This window comes from Zunongwangia sp. L-65 (genome assembly GCF_056859415.1).
On the sequence record NZ_JBSXOK010000049.1, the window covers coordinates 20716 to 37939 of the forward strand.

A 17224-nucleotide genomic window follows, 5' to 3' on the forward strand; every position below is an offset into this window, starting at 1 on the left:
TTAAGCTACTGCTTTTCTATTTTTACCTGTTTTCATTAATCCGTCATAGTGTTTATTCAACAAATAAGAATTTACCTGCTGCATAGTATCGATTGCAACTCCAACTAAAATTAATAGAGAGGTACCTCCAAAAAACAGTGCCCATCCTTGTTGAACACCTAACAACTTCACAATTATCGCAGGAAAAATGGCAATAATTGCTAAAAATACAGATCCAGGAAGTGTAATTTGTGACATGATTCGATCTAAGTACTCTGCAGTCTCAGAACCTGGGCGAATACCCGGTATAAATCCTCCACTACGTTTAAGATCATCTGCCATTTTATTTGTTGGTACTGTAATCGCAGTATAGAAATAAGTAAATACAATAATCAATAGTGCGAAAACTAAATTATACCAAAAACCAAATATATCACTAAATGCAGCAGTCACACCTTGCGCTGCATCAGAATCTGAAAGACCGGCCAAAGCTACTGGGATAAACATAATAGCCTGAGCAAATATAATTGGCATTACACCTGAAGCATTAAGCTTAAGAGGTATATATTGTCTTGAACCAAATACATTTTTCTCATAGCCACCAGTAGCTGACCTTCTGGCATACTGTACAGGTATTTGGCGAACAGCCATTACCAACATTACAGCAGCTAGAATAATCGCAAACCAAATAGCCAACTCGATCAATACCATAATAAGTCCGCCACTACCATCAAACCTAGAGACAAATTCCTGAAGGAATGCTTTAGGTAGATTGGCAATAATACCTACCATAATTAATAGAGAAATACCATTACCAATTCCTTTATCCGTAATCTTCTCTCCAAGCCACATAGCGAAAATCGTTCCTGTAGTAAGGATAATCACAGAAGAAACAATAAAGGATAAACTATCTCCTAATAAAAAAGCATTTTGTGGCAAGGTATTAAACAGATTATAAATATAACCTGGTCCCTGAACTAAGGTAATTGCTATGGTTAACCATCTGGTAATTTGGTTTATTTTTTTACGACCACTCTCCCCTTCTTTTTGAAGCTTTTGCAAATAAGGAATTGCAATCCCCATAAGCTGAACAACAATAGAAGCTGAGATGTATGGCATAATACCTAGCGCAAAAATAGAGGCATTAGAAAAAGCACCTCCTGTGAAAGCGTTAAGTAAACCTAATAAACCGCTATCTGTCTGATTAGCTAAGTTCGCTAACTGACTGGCATCTATCCCAGGAAGTACAACCTGAGTTCCAAAACGATAAACTAAAAGTAAACCGAGGGAAACTAAAATACGGTTTTTTAGTTCCTCGATTTTCCATATATTTTTTATAGTATTGATGAATTTCATTTGGCTATCTATTATAAAGTAACAACTTCACCTCCTGCAGCTTCAATAGCTTCCTTGGCTGAGGTCGTAAATTTATGAACAGATACTTTTAATTTAGCCTTTAATTCACCTCTACCTAAGATTTTAACTAGCTCATTCTTTCCAGCTAAACCGTTCTCCACAAGTACACTTAAGTCTACCGTATCTTTAACTTTACCATTATCTACTAATGCTTGTAAAGTATCTAAGTTAATACCCTGGTATTCTTTACGGTTTCTGTTGTTAAAACCAAATTTTGGCACACGGCGTTGAAGTGGCATTTGCCCTCCTTCAAAACCTATCTTCATAGAGTAACCAGAACGTGATTTAGCCCCTTTGTGACCACGAGTAGCGGTACCACCTTTACCGGATCCTTCTCCACGGCCAACACGTTTATTGTTACTTTTAACTGAACCTTTTGCAGGTTTTAAGTTACTTAAATCCATGTAAACCTATTATTTTGTTTCTTCTACAGAAACTAAGTGTTTAACTTTATTTATCATACCAAGGATGTTTGGTGTATCCTGGTGCTCTACAGTATGTCCTATTTTTCTAAGACCTAGTGCTTCTAAAACTCTTTTTTGATTCTGAGTTCTATTAATTGCACTTTTTACTTTAGTTACCTTTATTTTTGCCATCTTATCCCTGATTTTATCCTTTGAAAAGTTTTTCCAACGTGATACCTCTTTGCTTAGCTACGGTATCTGCACTTCTTAATTGTAATAGTGCATCAAAAGTAGCCTTCACAACATTATGAGGGTTAGAAGAACCTTGATTCTTAGAAAGTACATCATGTACTCCTACAGACTCCAGTACGGCACGAATCGCACCACCGGCAATAATCCCTGTACCAGTTGCAGCAGGTAATAGTAAAACTCTTGCTCCACCATATTTACCTTTTTGCTCGTGTGGTAAAGTTCCTTTATGTAAAGGAATACGTACCAAATTCTTTTTTGCATCTTCAACGGCTTTTGAAATAGCATCGGCAACCTCTTTTGATTTACCTAAACCTTGTCCAACAACACCATTTTCGTCACCAACTACTACAATTGCAGAGAAACCAAATGCTCTACCACCTTTAGTAACCTTAGTAACACGTTGCACTCCTACCAAACGATCTTTAAGTTCAAGACCTCCTGGTTTTACATGTTCTACGTTTTTATAATCTTGATACATATCTTCTTAGAATTTTAGTCCTCCTTCACGAGCACCTTCTGCTAATGATTTAACTCTACCGTGATACAAGTACCCCCCTCTATCGAAAGAAATAGTTTCAACTCCGGCTTTTTTCGCTCTATCTGCTAAATTTTTACCTACTAACTCAGCAATATCACTTTTAGTACCTGAAGCATCTTTTACTTCCTTATCTCTAGAAGAAGCTGCAGCTAAAGTTTTACCAGCTACATCGTCTATAATCTGAGCATAAATTTCTTTATTACTTCTATATACAGACAATCTTGGACGGCTTTCAGTTCCGCTAATATTCTTTCGAATACGCTTTCTTATCTTTAATCTTCTTTTTTCTTTTGAAAATGCCATAACTAAACTTTATTAAGCTGATTTACCTGCTTTTCTTCTAATTATTTCTCCTTTAAATTTAATACCTTTTCCTTTATAAGGTTCTGGTACTCTGAAAGAACGAATCTTTGCAGCAACTTGTCCTAAAAGCTGTTTGTCATGAGAAGTAAGTTTAACAACCGGATTTTTCCCTTTTTCTGATATTGTTTCAACTTTAACCTCTGGAGCTAAATCTATAACAATATTATGGGAGTACCCAACAGCTAAATCTAATTTTTGTCCCTGATTGGAAGCTCTATAACCAACACCTACTAATTCTAACTCTTTAGTAAATCCATTAGTTACTCCTTCAATCATATTATTTACTAACGCACGATATAAACCATGCTTAGCTTTTTGATCACTTTTCTCAGAAGAACGCTCAAAAGATATTACATTATCTTCTACATTAACCTCAATATCGTTAATTTCTTGCTTAAGCTCTCCTAATTTTCCTTTTACCGTTACAAAACCATCTTTAAAGTCTACATTAACACCTTCTGGAATTGTAATTGGGCTTTTACCTATTCTTGACATTTCTTGTTATTTTAAGAATTAGTAAACGTAACACAATACTTCACCACCAACATTCTCTGTTCTGGCCTGCTTATCTGTCATTACTCCGTGAGAAGTACTAATGATTGCAATACCTAAACCATTTAAAATACGTGGTAATTCTCCAGCACCGGCATATTTACGTAAACCAGGTTTACTTATCCTCTGGATATCTTTTATTACAGAGTCTTTGGTATCTCTATCGTATTTAAGAGCTATTTTGATAGTACCTTGCGCGGTATTATCTTCAAACTTGTAACTTAAGATATATCCTTGATCGAATAAAATCTTAGTAATTTCTTTTTTAACGTTAGAAGCAGGAATTTCAACAACCCTGTGGTTTGCTGCTACCGCATTTCTAATACGCGTTAAAAAATCTGCAATTGGATCTGTATTCATTTATATTAATTTGCGATTATGGTTTTCCTACACTATGGAACCTATAATCAATTTATAATTTACCAACTAGCCTTTTTAACTCCTGGGATAAGACCATTATTGGCCATTTCTCTAAACATTACACGAGAAACACCAAATTGTCTCATATATCCCTTTGGTCTACCAGTCAGCTTACAACGATTATGCAAACGTACTGGAGAAGAGTTTTTTGGTAATTTTTGTAATGCCTCATAATCGCCAGCTTCTTTTAAAGCTTTCCTTTTTTCAGCATATTTATCTACCAATTTTTGTCTCTTCACCTCACGGGCTTTCATTGATTCTTTAGCCATGTCTTAATTCTTTTTAAAAGGTAAACCTAGTTCAGTTAATAAAGATTTCGCTTCTTTATCAGTATCAGCAGTAGTAACGAAAGTAATATCCATACCTGCGATTCTATTCACCGCATCGATATCAATTTCAGGAAAAATAATTTGCTCAGTAATACCTAAGTTATAATTTCCTCTACCATCAAAACCGTTAGCTTTAATCCCATCAAAATCACGTACACGTGGAAGTGCAGAGGTAATTAATCTATCTAAAAATTCGTACATTCTATAACCACGTAAAGTAACTTTTGCACCAATTGGCATTCCCTTACGAAGTTTAAATGTAGCAACGTCTTTCTTGGAAATAGTTGCAACTGCTTTTTGACCAGTAATAGCTGTTAACTCATCTACTGCATGATCAATTAACTTTTTATCAGCAACAGCACCTCCAACTCCTCGGCTTATAACGATTTTCTTAAGCTTAGGCACTTCCATTACATTGCTGTAACTATATTCTTCTACAAGAGATGATTTAATTTTATCATCATACTCTTTTCTAAGTCTTGGTACGTATGCCATAACTATAATACTTCATTTGATTTTTTAGAAAATCTCACCTTTTTTCCATCTTCTTCTCTATAACCTACTCTGGTTGCTTTACCATCTTTGGTCATTAAAGAAAGATTAGAAATATTTATTGGAGCTTCCTTCTTAGTAATTCCGCCCTGTGGATTAGAAGCACTGGGCTTCTCATGTTTAGAGATCGTATTAACCCCTTCCACAATCGCTTTATTCTTGTCTGGAAATACTTTTTGAACCTTACCCTGCTGACCTTTATGATCACCAGCAATAACTAGAACTGTATCTCCTGATTTTATTTTAAGCTTTGCCATTTTTTTAATGTATTAAAGCACTTCAGGTGCCAATGATACAATTTTCATGAATTGCTTATCACGAAGTTCTCTTGCTACAGGACCAAAAACACGTGTTCCACGCATCTCTCCAGCCGGGTTTAGAAGCACACACGCATTATCATCGAACCTTATATAAGATCCATCAGGTCTACGCACTTCTTTCTTGGTACGAACAACAACTGCTGTAGAAACCGCACCTTTTTTAATGTTTCCATTAGGTGTAGCCTCTTTAACGCTGACAACAATTTTGTCTCCAACAGAAGCGTATCTTTTCTTTGTACCTCCTAATACTCTAATAGCTAAAACTTCTTTAGCCCCAGTATTATCTGCTACTTTTAGTCTAGACTCTTGTTGTACCATAATTACTTCGCTCTTTCAATTATTTCTACTAATCTCCAACATTTAGATTTACTCATAGGTCTAGTTTCCATGATCCTTACAGTATCTCCTTCGTTGCAGTCGTTTTTTTCGTCGTGAGCTACGTACTTCTTAGTTTTCAATACGAACTTTCCGTACATAGGGTGTTTTACTTTCTTAACTTCAGAAACCACTATAGATTTCTGCATTTTATTACTGGTAACTACACCTATTCGCTCTTTTCTTAAATTTCTTTTTTCCATCTTTCAGCAGAATAACACTTATTGTTGTTCTCTTTTAGTTAACTCGGTAGCTAATCTCGCTATACTTCTCCTTACAGCTCTTAACTGTATTGGGTTCTCTAATGGCGAAACAGCATGAGCCATTTTTAAATCTGCATATGCCTTACGAGATTTACCAAGCTCTTCCTGCAATTCTGCAACAGACAATTCTTTTACTTCTGATTGTTTCATAATTCAAAAAAATTATTCTTGATAATCTCTAGCTACGATAAATTTAGTTCTTACCGGAAGTTTTTGTGCTGCAAGACGTAGCGCCTCTTTAGCAGTTGCCAATGGCACACCACCAATTTCAAACATAATTCTTCCAGGTTTTACAACAGCAGCCCAATACTCCACGGCACCTTTACCTTTACCCATACGAACCTCAAGAGGTTTTTTAGTGATAGGCTTATCTGGAAATATTTTAATCCAGATAGAACCTTCTCTCTTCATATAACGGGTAGCAGCAATACGCGCAGCTTCGATTTGACGAGCTGTAATGAAACTAGAATCAAGAGACTTGATCCCAAATGTTCCATTCGAAAGACGGTGACCTCTTTGAGCCACACCTTTCATACGCCCCTTCTGTTGCTTACGATATTTCGTTCTTTTAGGTTGTAACATTTTTCTTTACTTTAAAATTACTTTCTACGACGTGATTTATTATTACCACCTCGTCCGGAACTTTTACCTCCTTGTTTCTTAGCTAGACCTACTAGCGGAGATAAATCTCTTTTTCCGTAAACTTCACCTTTCATGATCCATACTTTAACACCCAATCTACCATAAGTAGTGTGTGCTTCAACTAAAGCATAATCAATATCGGCCCTAAAAGTAGACAAAGGAATCCTACCATCTTTATATGCTTCGGAACGTGCCATCTCAGCACCGTTTAAACGACCTGAAATTTCAATTTTAATTCCTTCAGCATTCATTCTCATTGCAGCCGCAATAGCCATTTTAATTGCACGACGATAAGAAATCCTGTTCTCAATTTGTCTTGCAACACTGGCCCCAACTAAATGGGCATCCAACTCTGGCCTTTTGATTTCAAAGATGTTAATTTGAACCTCTTTGTCTGTGATCTTCTTAAGCTCTTCTTTAAGCTTGTCTACCTCTTGACCACCTTTACCGATAATAATACCAGGTCTGGCAGTAGTGATAGTAACGGTCACAAGCTTAAGGGTACGCTCTATTATTACCCTGGATACACTCGCTTTAGAGAGGCGAGCATGGATGTACTTTCTAATCTTATCGTCTTCGGCTAATTTATCACCGTAGTCATTTCCTCCGTACCAGTTGGACTCCCATCCTCTAATGATACCAAGGCGATTACCGATTGGATTTGTCTTCTGTCCCATACTCTTCTTAGCTTTGTGTATTATTGTTTTCGCCAAGCACTAATGTAACGTGATTGGATCTCTTTCTAATTCTATGTGCGCGACCCTGCGGAGCAGGACGAAGTCTTTTTAGCATACTTCCTCCATCTACACGAATCTCCTTCACAAATAATTCAGCATCTTCAATACTTGCATCCTCATTCTTAGCCTGCCAGTTTGCGATAGCAGATAACAATAACTTCTCTAAGCGAGAGGAAGCCTCTTTTTGACTGAATTTTAAAATTTGAAGCGCTTTTTCTACTTTTTCACCTCTTACCAAATCCGCTACTAAACGCATTTTTCTTGGTGAAGTAGGGCAGTTATTTAACTTAGCAAAAGCTGTCTGCTTCTTAGCTTCTTTTATTTGCTCTGCTCTTTCTTTTTTACGAACTCCCATAGCTTCAATTATTTTCTTCCTTTATTTTTAGCACCTGCATGTCCTCTAAAAGAACGTGTTGGTGAAAATTCTCCTAACTTATGACCTACCATATTCTCAGTAACATAAACAGGAACAAATTGTTTACCGTTATGAACAGCAATAGTTTGCCCTACAAAATCTGGAGTAATCATTGAAGCTCTAGACCAAGTTTTGATCACCGCTTTTTTACCAGAATCTACGTTATCTGCTACTTTCTTCTCTAGTTTATAGTGAACGAAAGGTCCTTTTTTTAATGAACGTGCCATACTCTATTATTTCTTTCTACGTTCTACAATATATTTATTACTCGCCTTTGTTCTTGTACGGGTTTTAAAGCCTTTTGCAGGTAAACCTTTTCTAGAACGTGGATGACCTCCTGAAGCTCTACCTTCACCACCACCCATTGGGTGATCGATTGGGTTCATCGCTACTGGTCTAGTTCTTGGTCTGATACCTAACCAGCGTTTTCTACCAGCCTTACCAGAAATTTGTAACTGATGATCACTATTAGACACAGCGCCTATGGTTGCCAAACATACAGAAAGGATCCTTCTAATCTCACCAGAAGGCAACTTTACAGTTGCGTATTTCCCTTCTCTTGCTAACAATTGTGCAAAAGCACCGGCACTTCTCGCCATAACAGCTCCCTGACCAGCTCTTAATTCTATACAAGAAACTACAGTACCCAATGGAATATTTGCCAACGGCATAGCGTTACCAATTTCAGGAGCAACCGCTTCGTTAGAAGCAACAATATTTTGACCTACCTGAAGTCCATTTTGAGCAATAACATACCTTTTCTCACCATCCTGATAGTTCAATAAAGCAATAAAGGCCGTTCTGTTTGGATCATATTCAATAGAAGCTACAGTTGCAGGAACACCGTGTTTATCACGCTTAAAATCTACAATTCTGTAACGTCTTTTATGACCACCGCCTTTATAGCGCATGGTCATTTTCCCTTGACTGTTTCTACCACCTGACTTTTTTAACGGAGCAAGTAAACTCTTCTCCGGCTTATCAGTAGTAATGGCGTCAAACCCATTAACTACTCTAAAACGCTGACCAGGAGTAATTGGTTTTAATTTTCTTACTGACATTTTTTAATCTTAAAGATTACTGTATAAATCAATAGTTTCACCTTCCGCCACCTGTACCATAGCTTTTTTATAAGCTTTAGTTTTACCAGTGATCATACCAGACTTAGTATATCTGGTTTTACGATCTGGACGGACGTTAATTGTACGAACAGAAGTTACTGAAACGCCATAAGCAGATTCTACTGCATCTTTGATTTCAATCTTATTCGCCTTATTACTCACCTCAAAAGAGAAACAATTTTTAAGTTCGCTCTCTGCGGTAGCTTTTTCCGTAATAATTGGTTTTATTAAGATACTCATAACGCTTATTTAACTTAAATTCGACTCTAATCCTTCTAGAGACCCTTCCATAAACACAACACTTTTCGCGTTTAATATCTTGTAAGTACTTAATTCTGAAACACTTACAACTTCAGAGCCTTTTAAATTACGTGACGACAAATATACGTTTTTATTTGACTCACCCAACACTATAAGAGATTTTTTCTCCTGAATACCAATGGCTTTCAAAACTTCAATGAAGTTTTTAGTCTTTGGAGTATCGAAAGAAAAATCTTCTACAACGGTAATAGCATTATCATTTGCTTTAATAGATAAAGCAGATTTTCTTGCCAAACGTTTTAAGGCTTTATTTAATTTAAAACCATAGTTTCTTGGACGAGGACCAAATATTCTACCTCCACCTCTAAAAACAGGCGACTTAATACTACCCGCACGAGCTGTACCAGTACCTTTTTGCTTCTTAAGTTTACGAGTAGAACCTGTTATTTCAGCACGTTCCTTAGCCTTATGAGTACCCTGTCTTTGATTAGCAAGATATTGCTTAACATCAAGATATACAGCATGCTCATTTGGCTCTATTCCGAAAACAGCATCAGCAAGGCTCACCTTCCTACCTGTTTCTTTTCCTTTAATATCTAAAACTGCTACTTCCATTACTTTCTAATGATTACGTAAGAGTTTTTATGCCCTGGAACACATCCTTTAACAACTAAAAGATTTTTCTCAGCCACTACTTTTAAAACTCTAAGGTTTTCAACTTTTACTTTTTCACCACCCATTCTTCCGGCCATACGCATACCTTTAAACACGCGTGCAGGATAAGAGGCAGCACCAATAGAACCAGGAGCTCTTAGACGGTTATGCTGACCGTGAGTAGATTGCCCTACTCCGCCAAAACCATGTCTTTTAACAACCCCCTGGAAACCTTTTCCTTTAGAAGTACCAGAAATATCAACGAATTCACCTTCTTTAAAGTGTTCAACATTAATGGTATCTCCTAATTTGTAATCTCCTTCAAATCCTTGGAATTCAACGACTTTTCGTTGCGCAGCAACTCCCGCCTTCTTAGCATGCCCTGTAGCAGCCTTGTTTGCAGTCTTTTTGTCATCGAAACCAAGTTGAAGTGCTTCGTACCCGTCAACCTCATTGGTTCTGACTTGGGTAATTACGCATGGACCAGCTTCAATAACGGTACAAGGAATATTCTTCCCATTTTCGTCGAAAATACTAGTCATGCCTATTTTTTTTCCTATTAACCCAGACATAATTATTGATTATTATTACTTATTTATAAAAAAACAGGACAGAAAAATACTTCTGTCCTGAATGTATCTTTCCCGTTTTTCCCTTGCGAAACGCTCAGGACATTTTACCCGCTAAAATTTTAAACAGGTTTCTTTAAGATCACACTTTGATCTCTACTTCAACACCACTAGGAAGCTCCAGTTTCATTAAAGCATCAATGGTTTTGGAAGAAGAACTGTAGATATCAAGCAATCTTTTATAAGAACTAAGCTCAAACTGTTCTCTAGATTTCTTGTTAACGTGAGGAGACCTTAATACAGTAAATATCTTTTTATGCGTTGGAAGCGGAATTGGTCCAGTTACAACAGCACCTGTAGTTTTAACTGTCTTTACAATCTTCTCAGCAGATTTATCTACTAAATTATGATCGTAGGATTTTAATTTTATTCTGATTTTTTGACTCATTACCCTAAAATTATTCGTTAGATCCTTTAGCTGCTTTAATTACTTCTTCTGAAATGTTAGAAGGAGTTTCAGCATAGTGTGAGAATTCCATAGTAGAAGTTGCTCTACCAGAAGAAAGTGTTCTTAATGTGGTTACATAACCAAACATCTCTGATAATGGCACATCTGCTTTTACGATTTTTGCTCCTGATCTGTCTGACATATTGTTTACCTGACCTCTTCTACGGTTAAGATCCCCTACAATATCCCCCATGTTTTCTTCCGGAGTCACTACTTCCATTTTCATGATCGGCTCCAGGATCACTGCTCCGGCTTTTTTAGCAGCAGCTTTGAATCCCATTTTTGCAGCCAACTCGAAAGATAGCTGATCGGAATCAACCGGGTGAAAAGATCCATCTTTAAGAACTACTTTTAAAGTATCTACCTGAAATCCTGCTAAAGGACCATTCTTCATAGCTTCTCTAAATCCTTTCTCCACTGAAGGGATAAACTCTTTAGGAATACGTCCACCTTTTATTTCATCAACAAACTGAAGTCCTTTTCCTTCAAAATCATCATCAACAGGTCCCATTGTGAATACAATATCCGCAAACTTACCACGACCACCAGACTGCTTTTTATAAACCTCTCTATGATCTGCAGCTCTGGTAACAGTTTCCTTATACTCTACCTGCGGCTGGCCTTCATTTACCTCTACCTTAAATTCTCGTTTTAAACGATCTACCAAGATTTCGATATGAAGCTCTCCCATACCTGAAATTACAGTTTGACCTGAAATTTCATCAGTTTTCACCTGGAAGGTAGGATCTTCTTCAGCCAATTTAGCTAAAGCCATACCCATCTTATCAACATCTGCCTTTGTCTTAGGCTCAACAGCGATACCAATTACGGGCTCCGGAAACGTCATAGACTCCAAAATAATTGGCTTATTCACATCAGTTAACGTATCACCGGTCTTAATATCCTTAAAACCAACTGCCGCTCCAATATCACCCGCTTCAATTTTATCTATAGGCTCTTGCTTATTAGAGTGCATTTGATAGATTCTAGAAATACGCTCTTTCTTACCAGAACGAACATTAAGAACATATGAACCAGCATCCAAAGTACCTGAGTACACTCTAAAGAACGCTAAACGACCAACAAATGGATCTGTAGCAATTTTAAACGCTAAAGCTGAAAATGGAGAATCCACGTTAGGCTTACGGCTTTCTTCTTCACCTGTATCAGGATTTTCCCCTACAATAGCATCTACATCCACTGGCGATGGCAGGTAACGCATTACCGCATCAAGCATCGCCTGAACTCCTTTATTTTTAAAAGCAGAACCACACATCATTGGTATAATAGACATATCGCAAGTTGCAGCTTTCAACGCAGCAATAATTTCATCTTCAGTGATAGAGTCTTCATCTTCGAAGAATTTTTCCATCAATGCCTCATCATATTCTGCAACAGCTTCAACAAGCTCAGCTCTGTATTTATTTACATCAGCCTGTAATTCTTCAGGAATATCGATAGTCTCATAAGTCATACCCATATCCTCTTCGTTCCAGATAATCGCTTTTTTAGAAATTAGATCCACAACGCCTTTAAAGTCCATTTCCTCACCAATTGGCACTTGTAATGGAACAGGGTTTCCTCCTAACATTTCTCTTACCTGACGGCATACATTAAAAAAGTCTGAACCTTGACGATCCATCTTATTAACAAAACCTAATCTAGGTACACGATATTTATCCGCCTGTCTCCATACAGTTTCAGACTGTGGCTCTACACCGTCAACTGCTGAGAACAATGCAACAACACCATCAAGTACACGTAATGAACGCTCTACCTCTACGGTAAAATCAACGTGACCCGGAGTATCGATAATATTCACAGTATACTCGTGACCGTTATATGGCCATGTACAATGTGTAGCAGCAGAAGTAATAGTAATACCTCTTTCCTGCTCTTGCTCCATCCAGTCCATAGTAGCAGCACCATCATGAACCTCTCCAATCTTGTGACTAATACCTGTATAATAAAGTATACGCTCTGTTGTTGTTGTTTTACCAGCATCAATATGAGCAGCAATACCTATATTTCTTGTAAATTTTAAATCTCTTTGTGCCATTTTATCTTAGAATCTAAAGTGAGAGAATGCTTTATTCGCTTCTGCCATTTTATGAGTATCTACTCTTTTCTTAACAGCAGCCCCTTCTTCCTTAGCCGCAGCTAAAACTTCTGCAGCAAGTTTCGCAGCCATTGTTTTCTCGTTTCTCTTACGAGCAAAACTAATAAGCCATTTCATCGCAGTAGAAACCTTTCTATCTGGTCTAATTTGCATTGGAATTTGAAAAGTAGCACCTCCAACCCTTCTACTCCTAACCTCTACATGAGGCATCACATTAGAAAGCGCATCTTTCCAGATTTCTAGAGCTGATTTCTCTTCATCTTGCTTTTTTTCTTCTACGATAGCAATAGCATCATAGAAAATCTTAAAGGCAACAGATTTTTTACCATCCCACATCATCATGTTTACAAAACGCGTAACAAGTTGATCATTAAACTTAGGATCTGGCAAAAGTGGTCTTTTCTTAGCCTGTCTTTTTCTCATTTCTTTACATTAAAAGTTTAATAAATTACTTCTTAGGGCGTTTTGCTCCATACTTAGATCGACGTTGAGTTCTACCCTCAACACCTGCGGTATCTAAAGCACCACGAACAATGTGATACCTTACACCTGGTAAATCTTTTACCCTTCCGCCTCTAACTAATACTATCGAGTGCTCTTGCAGATTGTGTCCTTCACCAGGTATATAGGCATTCACCTCTTTACCATTAGTCAACCTTACCCTAGCTACTTTTCTCATAGCAGAGTTTGGTTTTTTAGGAGTAGTAGTATACACACGTGTACAAACACCCCTTCTTTGAGGGCACGAATCTAAAGCAGCCGATTTACTCTTCTTAGTTATCTTGGCTCTTCCTTTTCGTACTAATTGTGAAATTGTTGGCATAATTTCTTTTACACTAATTATTAATTTAAACCACCTTCTATAAAAAAGGTGCGCAAAGGTAGAAATAAATTTCAAGTATTCAAACAGTTAGGAAGAAAAATAAAAAACACAAGTTCAATGCTTGTATTTTTCTCAGTAATTTCCAGGAAAGGTTAAAATAAGTGTTATGAAAATCCTAAAATTCCTATTCAATTTGTTAATTATAAAAAAAACACAAACTTTAACACTACAACGCTTACCCCTATAAATCAAACAGATAGACCTTAATTTTAACAAAAAAGGGAAATAACGTGCCTTTTAATAGGTTTGCTATGTTTGATTTCTTAACCATTTATTAGCACATTTGACATGGCTAATTCAAACAAATTCAAAATGAAAACAAAACTAAGTAGTATTTTAACACTACTGCTGGCATTGATTGCGCATGTTAGCTTTGCGCAGGAAAAGACCATCAGTGGTACGGTAACAGACGAAGAAGGCTTACCTCTTCCAGGTGTAACTGTGCTGATTAAGGGAACCAATACAGGTACTCAAACAGATTTTGACGGAAATTATTCTGTATCAGCAGACCAAGGAGATATTCTGGTATTTTCGTTCATAGGAATGGAAACTGCAGAATATACAGTTAAGAACATTGACACCATAGACGTCACAATGACGACTGATTCTGCCCAACTTGATGAAGTAGTAGTTACAGCACTGGGAATTTCTCGAGAAAAAAAATCATTAGGATATGCCACGCAATCAGTAGATGGTGCAGAAGTATCCGATGTCCCTACACAAAACTTCATGAATTCTCTTTCTGGTAAAGTAGCTGGATTGCGCATTAACAATTCTGGTACTGTAGGAGGATCTTCTAATGTTGTGATAAGAGGTAACTCTTCTTTAACAGGTAATAACCAAGCATTATTTGTTATTGATGGAACACCTATTAGTAATGATACTCCCAATACTTCTGGACAAAGATCTGGACAAGGAGGGTACGATTACGGAAATGCAGCATCAGATATTAACCCAAATGATATTGAATCGATCAATGTTTTAAAAGGTGCCGCCGCAACAGCACTTTATGGAGCTCGAGCTGCTAATGGTGTTATTATTATTGAAACAAAGAAAGGATCAAAAAGAAAAGGTATTGGGATCTCTATAAATTCATCCCTAACCATTAGTCATGTAAATGATAATACTTTACCAGTTTATCAAACCGAATACGGTGCAGGTTACGGACCTTACTACGACACACCTTATTTCAACAATTATGACAATCTAGATCTTCCTGGTGGTTTTGACCCCTCTATACCATTTACACCATTTACAGAAGATGCTTCTTTTGGAGCTCGCTTTGAAGGTCAGCCAGTGTACCAGTGGAATTCTATTTATCCTCAGCTAGAGGACACTTATCAACAAGCAACTCCATGGAGAGCGGCTAGAAATACACCAAATGCGATTTGGGAAAGCGGTCATACTGCGATCAATTCTGTAGCTTTATCAGGAGGTAGCGAAACTGGAAAATTTAGATTAAGTGTTACCAATTTAGATCAAGAGGGAAATCTACCTAATAGCAGCATTAAAAGAAATAACATTAAATTTAGTGGGCAACAGGACTTAACTGATAACTTTAGTGTCGGAGCAAATATCACTTATACTAAAACAGATGGAAAAGGTAGATATGGAACGGGCTACGACTCTGAAAATCCAATGCAACAATTTCGCCAGTGGTGGCAAATGAATGTAGATGTAAAAGAGCAAAAAAATGCTTACTTCAAGACAGGAGACAACATTACATGGAATCCAAATAGCCCATTAAACAGAAATCCAATATATTCTGACAACCCTTACTGGACACGTTACGAAAACTTTCAAACCGATACACGTAATAGATATTTTGGAAATCTAAATCTTAATTATGAAATTAATGATATATTCAGCGTTTTAGGGCGTTTCACATTTGACACTTATGACGAGTTACAAGAAGAAAGAAGAAATGTAGGGAGTTCAGGAGTTTCTGGATATACGCGTTACAATGGAAGATTTGCAGAGTATAACTATGATCTTATCTTAAACTTCAATACAGATATTGCTGAAGACTTAAATCTTGATGGAAACCTAGGATGGAATCTAAGAAGAAATGACAATAGTTTTATAAGAGCATCTACCAATGGCGGTCTTAGTCAGCGCGGGATATACGCTTTATCAAATACTGCGGCTCCACTTCAGGCCCCCGATGAATATGATGCAACTAGAATGCTGGATGGTGTATATGCAAGAGCTAGCTTAAGCTATCTTGATACCTATTTCATAGAAGGTACTTTACGTCGAGATCGCTCATCTACACTTCCAATTGATAATAACGTATTTTACTATCCTTCAATATCTGGAAATATAATTTTGTCCAACCTAATTGAAGCAGACTGGCTAAGTTTTGCAAAGTTACGCGCAAATTATGCCGAAGTTGGTAATGACACAGATCCTTACAGAGTTATTCAAACTTATCAGATTGAAATGCCTTTTCAAGGTACAGGAGTTGCAAACAATAATGGAACACTTAACAATCCTGATCTTAAACCTGAACGTACAAAATCTTATGAAATTGGCTTAGAAGCGAATTTCTTTAATCGTAGAATTGGTTTCGATGTTTCATATTATAATATGAAAACAGAAGATCAGATCACTCCAGTACCAGTATCTAGAGCTACTGGTTTTAGCAGAATATTATTTAATGCAGGAACCATTGAAAACAAAGGTTTTGAAGCCTCGCTTCGTCTAAATCCAATTAGATCCGAAGATTTCAACTGGAACATGAATGTTAACTGGGCTAGAAACCGAAGTGAAGTTGTAAGTTTAGCGCAAGGAATTAGAAACTTAGAACTAGCTTCTCTTCAAGGAGGTGTCTCTATTAATGCTACTCCAGGACAAGCCTATGGTGCTATTAGAGGTACTGATTATGTTTATGATGAAAACACAGGACAAAGAATAGTTGGTAGCAATGGTTATTATCTAACTACTTCAAGCTCTAACGAAATCATCGGAAACATACAACCAGATTGGACTGGAGGTGTTCAAAACACATTTCAATATAAAAATATAACGTTGAGTTTTCTTATCGACGTTCAAAAAGGTGGAGACATATTCTCTTTAGATACCTGGTATGGTTTCGCAACAGGATTATATGACAGAACAGCTGGCCTTAATGATCTTGGTAACCCATTAAGAGATCCTGTTACAGATGGAGCAGATAGCGGCGGGGCTATTTTAGAAGGAGTCACAGAAAGTGGTGAGCCTAACCAAACTCGCGCAAGCTTTACAACCTACGCGAACCCATACGGATATGCTAGGGATGCCAACAAAGGACATGTATATGACGCATCATTTGTAAAACTTAGAGAGGCAAATATCACTTATGACTTCGGGGAAAAAATAATCGAAAAATTACCTCTTACCAACGCTTCAATCTCATTAATAGGAAGAAATTTATGGATTATACATAAAAACATCCCTTATTCTGATCCAGAAGCAGGACTTAGTGCAGGTAATATTCAAGGGTATCAATCTGGAGCCTATCCCGCGATAAGAGAAATAGGTGCTAGCCTTAAACTTAACTTTTAATTAGAA

26 protein-coding genes are annotated in these 17224 nt (G+C 37.1%); 1 reads left to right on the forward strand and 25 read right to left on the reverse strand.

The features are described 5' to 3' along the window. From secY to rpsL, 25 genes are all read right to left on the reverse strand, one after another. Nucleotides 1-1335, reverse strand: a complete 1335-nt coding sequence (secY, locus tag AC13DP_RS06315) for a preprotein translocase subunit SecY (protein WP_347406988.1) — start codon at nucleotides 1333-1335, stop codon at nucleotides 1-3. An 11-nt stretch (nucleotides 1336-1346) separates the two neighbouring features. Continuing rightward, nucleotides 1347-1799, reverse strand: a complete 453-nt coding sequence (gene rplO, locus AC13DP_RS06320; RefSeq protein WP_483067449.1) for a 50S ribosomal protein L15 — start codon at nucleotides 1797-1799, stop codon at nucleotides 1347-1349. 9 nt (nucleotides 1800-1808) lie between these two features. Then, nucleotides 1809-1991 (reverse strand): 50S ribosomal protein L30, encoded by a 183-nt coding sequence (gene rpmD, locus AC13DP_RS06325; RefSeq protein WP_013073247.1) that lies wholly within the window; start codon nucleotides 1989-1991, stop codon nucleotides 1809-1811. A 13-nt stretch (nucleotides 1992-2004) separates the two neighbouring features. Beyond that, nucleotides 2005-2529 (reverse strand): 30S ribosomal protein S5, encoded by a 525-nt coding sequence (gene rpsE / locus AC13DP_RS06330; protein ID WP_013073248.1) that lies wholly within the window; start codon nucleotides 2527-2529, stop codon nucleotides 2005-2007. Between the two features lie 6 nt (nucleotides 2530-2535). After that, nucleotides 2536-2892 carry a 50S ribosomal protein L18 gene (gene rplR / locus AC13DP_RS06335; protein ID WP_013073249.1) on the reverse strand — a complete coding sequence of 119 codons (357 nt, stop codon included), beginning with the start codon at nucleotides 2890-2892 and terminating at the stop codon, nucleotides 2536-2538. A 12-nt stretch (nucleotides 2893-2904) separates the two neighbouring features. Further along, nucleotides 2905-3447: a 50S ribosomal protein L6 gene (rplF, locus tag AC13DP_RS06340; RefSeq protein WP_013073250.1), complete on the reverse strand. Its 543-nt coding sequence runs from the start codon at nucleotides 3445-3447 to the stop codon at nucleotides 2905-2907. Between the two features lie 18 nt (nucleotides 3448-3465). Next, a complete protein-coding gene (gene rpsH, locus AC13DP_RS06345; protein WP_013073251.1) occupies nucleotides 3466-3864 on the reverse strand; it encodes a 30S ribosomal protein S8 in 399 nt (132 codons plus the stop codon). Nucleotides 3865-3923: 59 nt separating this feature from the next. Continuing rightward, a complete protein-coding gene (gene rpsN, locus AC13DP_RS06350) occupies nucleotides 3924-4193 on the reverse strand; it encodes a 30S ribosomal protein S14 (protein ID WP_013073252.1) in 270 nt (89 codons plus the stop codon). Nucleotides 4194-4196: 3 nt separating this feature from the next. After that, nucleotides 4197-4748 carry a 50S ribosomal protein L5 gene (gene rplE, locus AC13DP_RS06355; RefSeq protein WP_013073253.1) on the reverse strand — a complete coding sequence of 184 codons (552 nt, stop codon included), beginning with the start codon at nucleotides 4746-4748 and terminating at the stop codon, nucleotides 4197-4199. A gap of 2 nt (nucleotides 4749-4750) precedes the next feature. Then, nucleotides 4751-5062 (reverse strand): 50S ribosomal protein L24, encoded by a 312-nt coding sequence (rplX, locus tag AC13DP_RS06360; RefSeq protein ID WP_013073254.1) that lies wholly within the window; start codon nucleotides 5060-5062, stop codon nucleotides 4751-4753. A gap of 12 nt (nucleotides 5063-5074) precedes the next feature. Continuing rightward, nucleotides 5075-5443: a 50S ribosomal protein L14 gene (rplN, locus tag AC13DP_RS06365; RefSeq protein WP_013073255.1), complete on the reverse strand. Its 369-nt coding sequence runs from the start codon at nucleotides 5441-5443 to the stop codon at nucleotides 5075-5077. Nucleotides 5444-5445: 2 nt separating this feature from the next. After that, a complete protein-coding gene (gene rpsQ / locus AC13DP_RS06370; protein ID WP_013073256.1) occupies nucleotides 5446-5703 on the reverse strand; it encodes a 30S ribosomal protein S17 in 258 nt (85 codons plus the stop codon). Between the two features lie 18 nt (nucleotides 5704-5721). Then, nucleotides 5722-5913 carry a 50S ribosomal protein L29 gene (gene rpmC, locus AC13DP_RS06375; RefSeq protein ID WP_013073257.1) on the reverse strand — a complete coding sequence of 64 codons (192 nt, stop codon included), beginning with the start codon at nucleotides 5911-5913 and terminating at the stop codon, nucleotides 5722-5724. 12 nt (nucleotides 5914-5925) lie between these two features. Continuing rightward, nucleotides 5926-6345 (reverse strand): 50S ribosomal protein L16, encoded by a 420-nt coding sequence (gene rplP / locus AC13DP_RS06380; protein ID WP_041579079.1) that lies wholly within the window; start codon nucleotides 6343-6345, stop codon nucleotides 5926-5928. Nucleotides 6346-6362: 17 nt separating this feature from the next. Next, nucleotides 6363-7082, reverse strand: a complete 720-nt coding sequence (rpsC, locus tag AC13DP_RS06385) for a 30S ribosomal protein S3 (RefSeq protein WP_013073259.1) — start codon at nucleotides 7080-7082, stop codon at nucleotides 6363-6365. A gap of 7 nt (nucleotides 7083-7089) precedes the next feature. Continuing rightward, nucleotides 7090-7497 carry a 50S ribosomal protein L22 gene (gene rplV / locus AC13DP_RS06390; RefSeq protein WP_013073260.1) on the reverse strand — a complete coding sequence of 136 codons (408 nt, stop codon included), beginning with the start codon at nucleotides 7495-7497 and terminating at the stop codon, nucleotides 7090-7092. Nucleotides 7498-7505: 8 nt separating this feature from the next. Next, nucleotides 7506-7784, reverse strand: coding sequence for a 30S ribosomal protein S19 (rpsS, locus tag AC13DP_RS06395; RefSeq protein WP_013073261.1), 279 nt, complete (start codon nucleotides 7782-7784; stop codon nucleotides 7506-7508). Nucleotides 7785-7790: 6 nt separating this feature from the next. Next, on the reverse strand, nucleotides 7791-8618 hold the full coding sequence (rplB, locus tag AC13DP_RS06400; RefSeq protein ID WP_013073262.1) for a 50S ribosomal protein L2: 828 nt from the start codon (nucleotides 8616-8618) through the stop codon (nucleotides 7791-7793). A gap of 9 nt (nucleotides 8619-8627) precedes the next feature. Continuing rightward, nucleotides 8628-8918, reverse strand: a complete 291-nt coding sequence (rplW, locus tag AC13DP_RS06405) for a 50S ribosomal protein L23 (protein ID WP_013073263.1) — start codon at nucleotides 8916-8918, stop codon at nucleotides 8628-8630. Nucleotides 8919-8927: 9 nt separating this feature from the next. Continuing rightward, nucleotides 8928-9554 carry a 50S ribosomal protein L4 gene (rplD, locus tag AC13DP_RS06410; protein ID WP_483067450.1) on the reverse strand — a complete coding sequence of 209 codons (627 nt, stop codon included), beginning with the start codon at nucleotides 9552-9554 and terminating at the stop codon, nucleotides 8928-8930. Further along, nucleotides 9554-10165: a 50S ribosomal protein L3 gene (gene rplC, locus AC13DP_RS06415; protein WP_013073265.1), complete on the reverse strand. Its 612-nt coding sequence runs from the start codon at nucleotides 10163-10165 to the stop codon at nucleotides 9554-9556. Before rplC ends, rplD begins: the two co-directional genes overlap by 1 nt. A gap of 139 nt (nucleotides 10166-10304) precedes the next feature. Then, complete coding sequence (rpsJ, locus tag AC13DP_RS06420; protein ID WP_013073266.1) at nucleotides 10305-10610, reverse strand: 30S ribosomal protein S10; 306 nt, start codon at nucleotides 10608-10610, stop codon at nucleotides 10305-10307. Between the two features lie 10 nt (nucleotides 10611-10620). Further along, nucleotides 10621-12729, reverse strand: coding sequence for an elongation factor G (gene fusA / locus AC13DP_RS06425; RefSeq protein WP_228250306.1), 2109 nt, complete (start codon nucleotides 12727-12729; stop codon nucleotides 10621-10623). A 6-nt stretch (nucleotides 12730-12735) separates the two neighbouring features. Then, a complete protein-coding gene (gene rpsG / locus AC13DP_RS06430; RefSeq protein WP_013073268.1) occupies nucleotides 12736-13212 on the reverse strand; it encodes a 30S ribosomal protein S7 in 477 nt (158 codons plus the stop codon). Between the two features lie 25 nt (nucleotides 13213-13237). Then, entirely contained in the window at nucleotides 13238-13612 is a 375-nt protein-coding gene (gene rpsL / locus AC13DP_RS06435; RefSeq protein WP_010230128.1) for a 30S ribosomal protein S12, read from the reverse strand. A gap of 372 nt (nucleotides 13613-13984) precedes the next feature. Between rpsL and AC13DP_RS06440 the strand changes: the two genes are divergently transcribed. Further along, nucleotides 13985-17218 carry a SusC/RagA family TonB-linked outer membrane protein gene (locus AC13DP_RS06440; RefSeq protein ID WP_041580108.1) on the forward strand — a complete coding sequence of 1078 codons (3234 nt, stop codon included), beginning with the start codon at nucleotides 13985-13987 and terminating at the stop codon, nucleotides 17216-17218. Nucleotides 17219-17224: the final 6 nt, after the last annotated feature.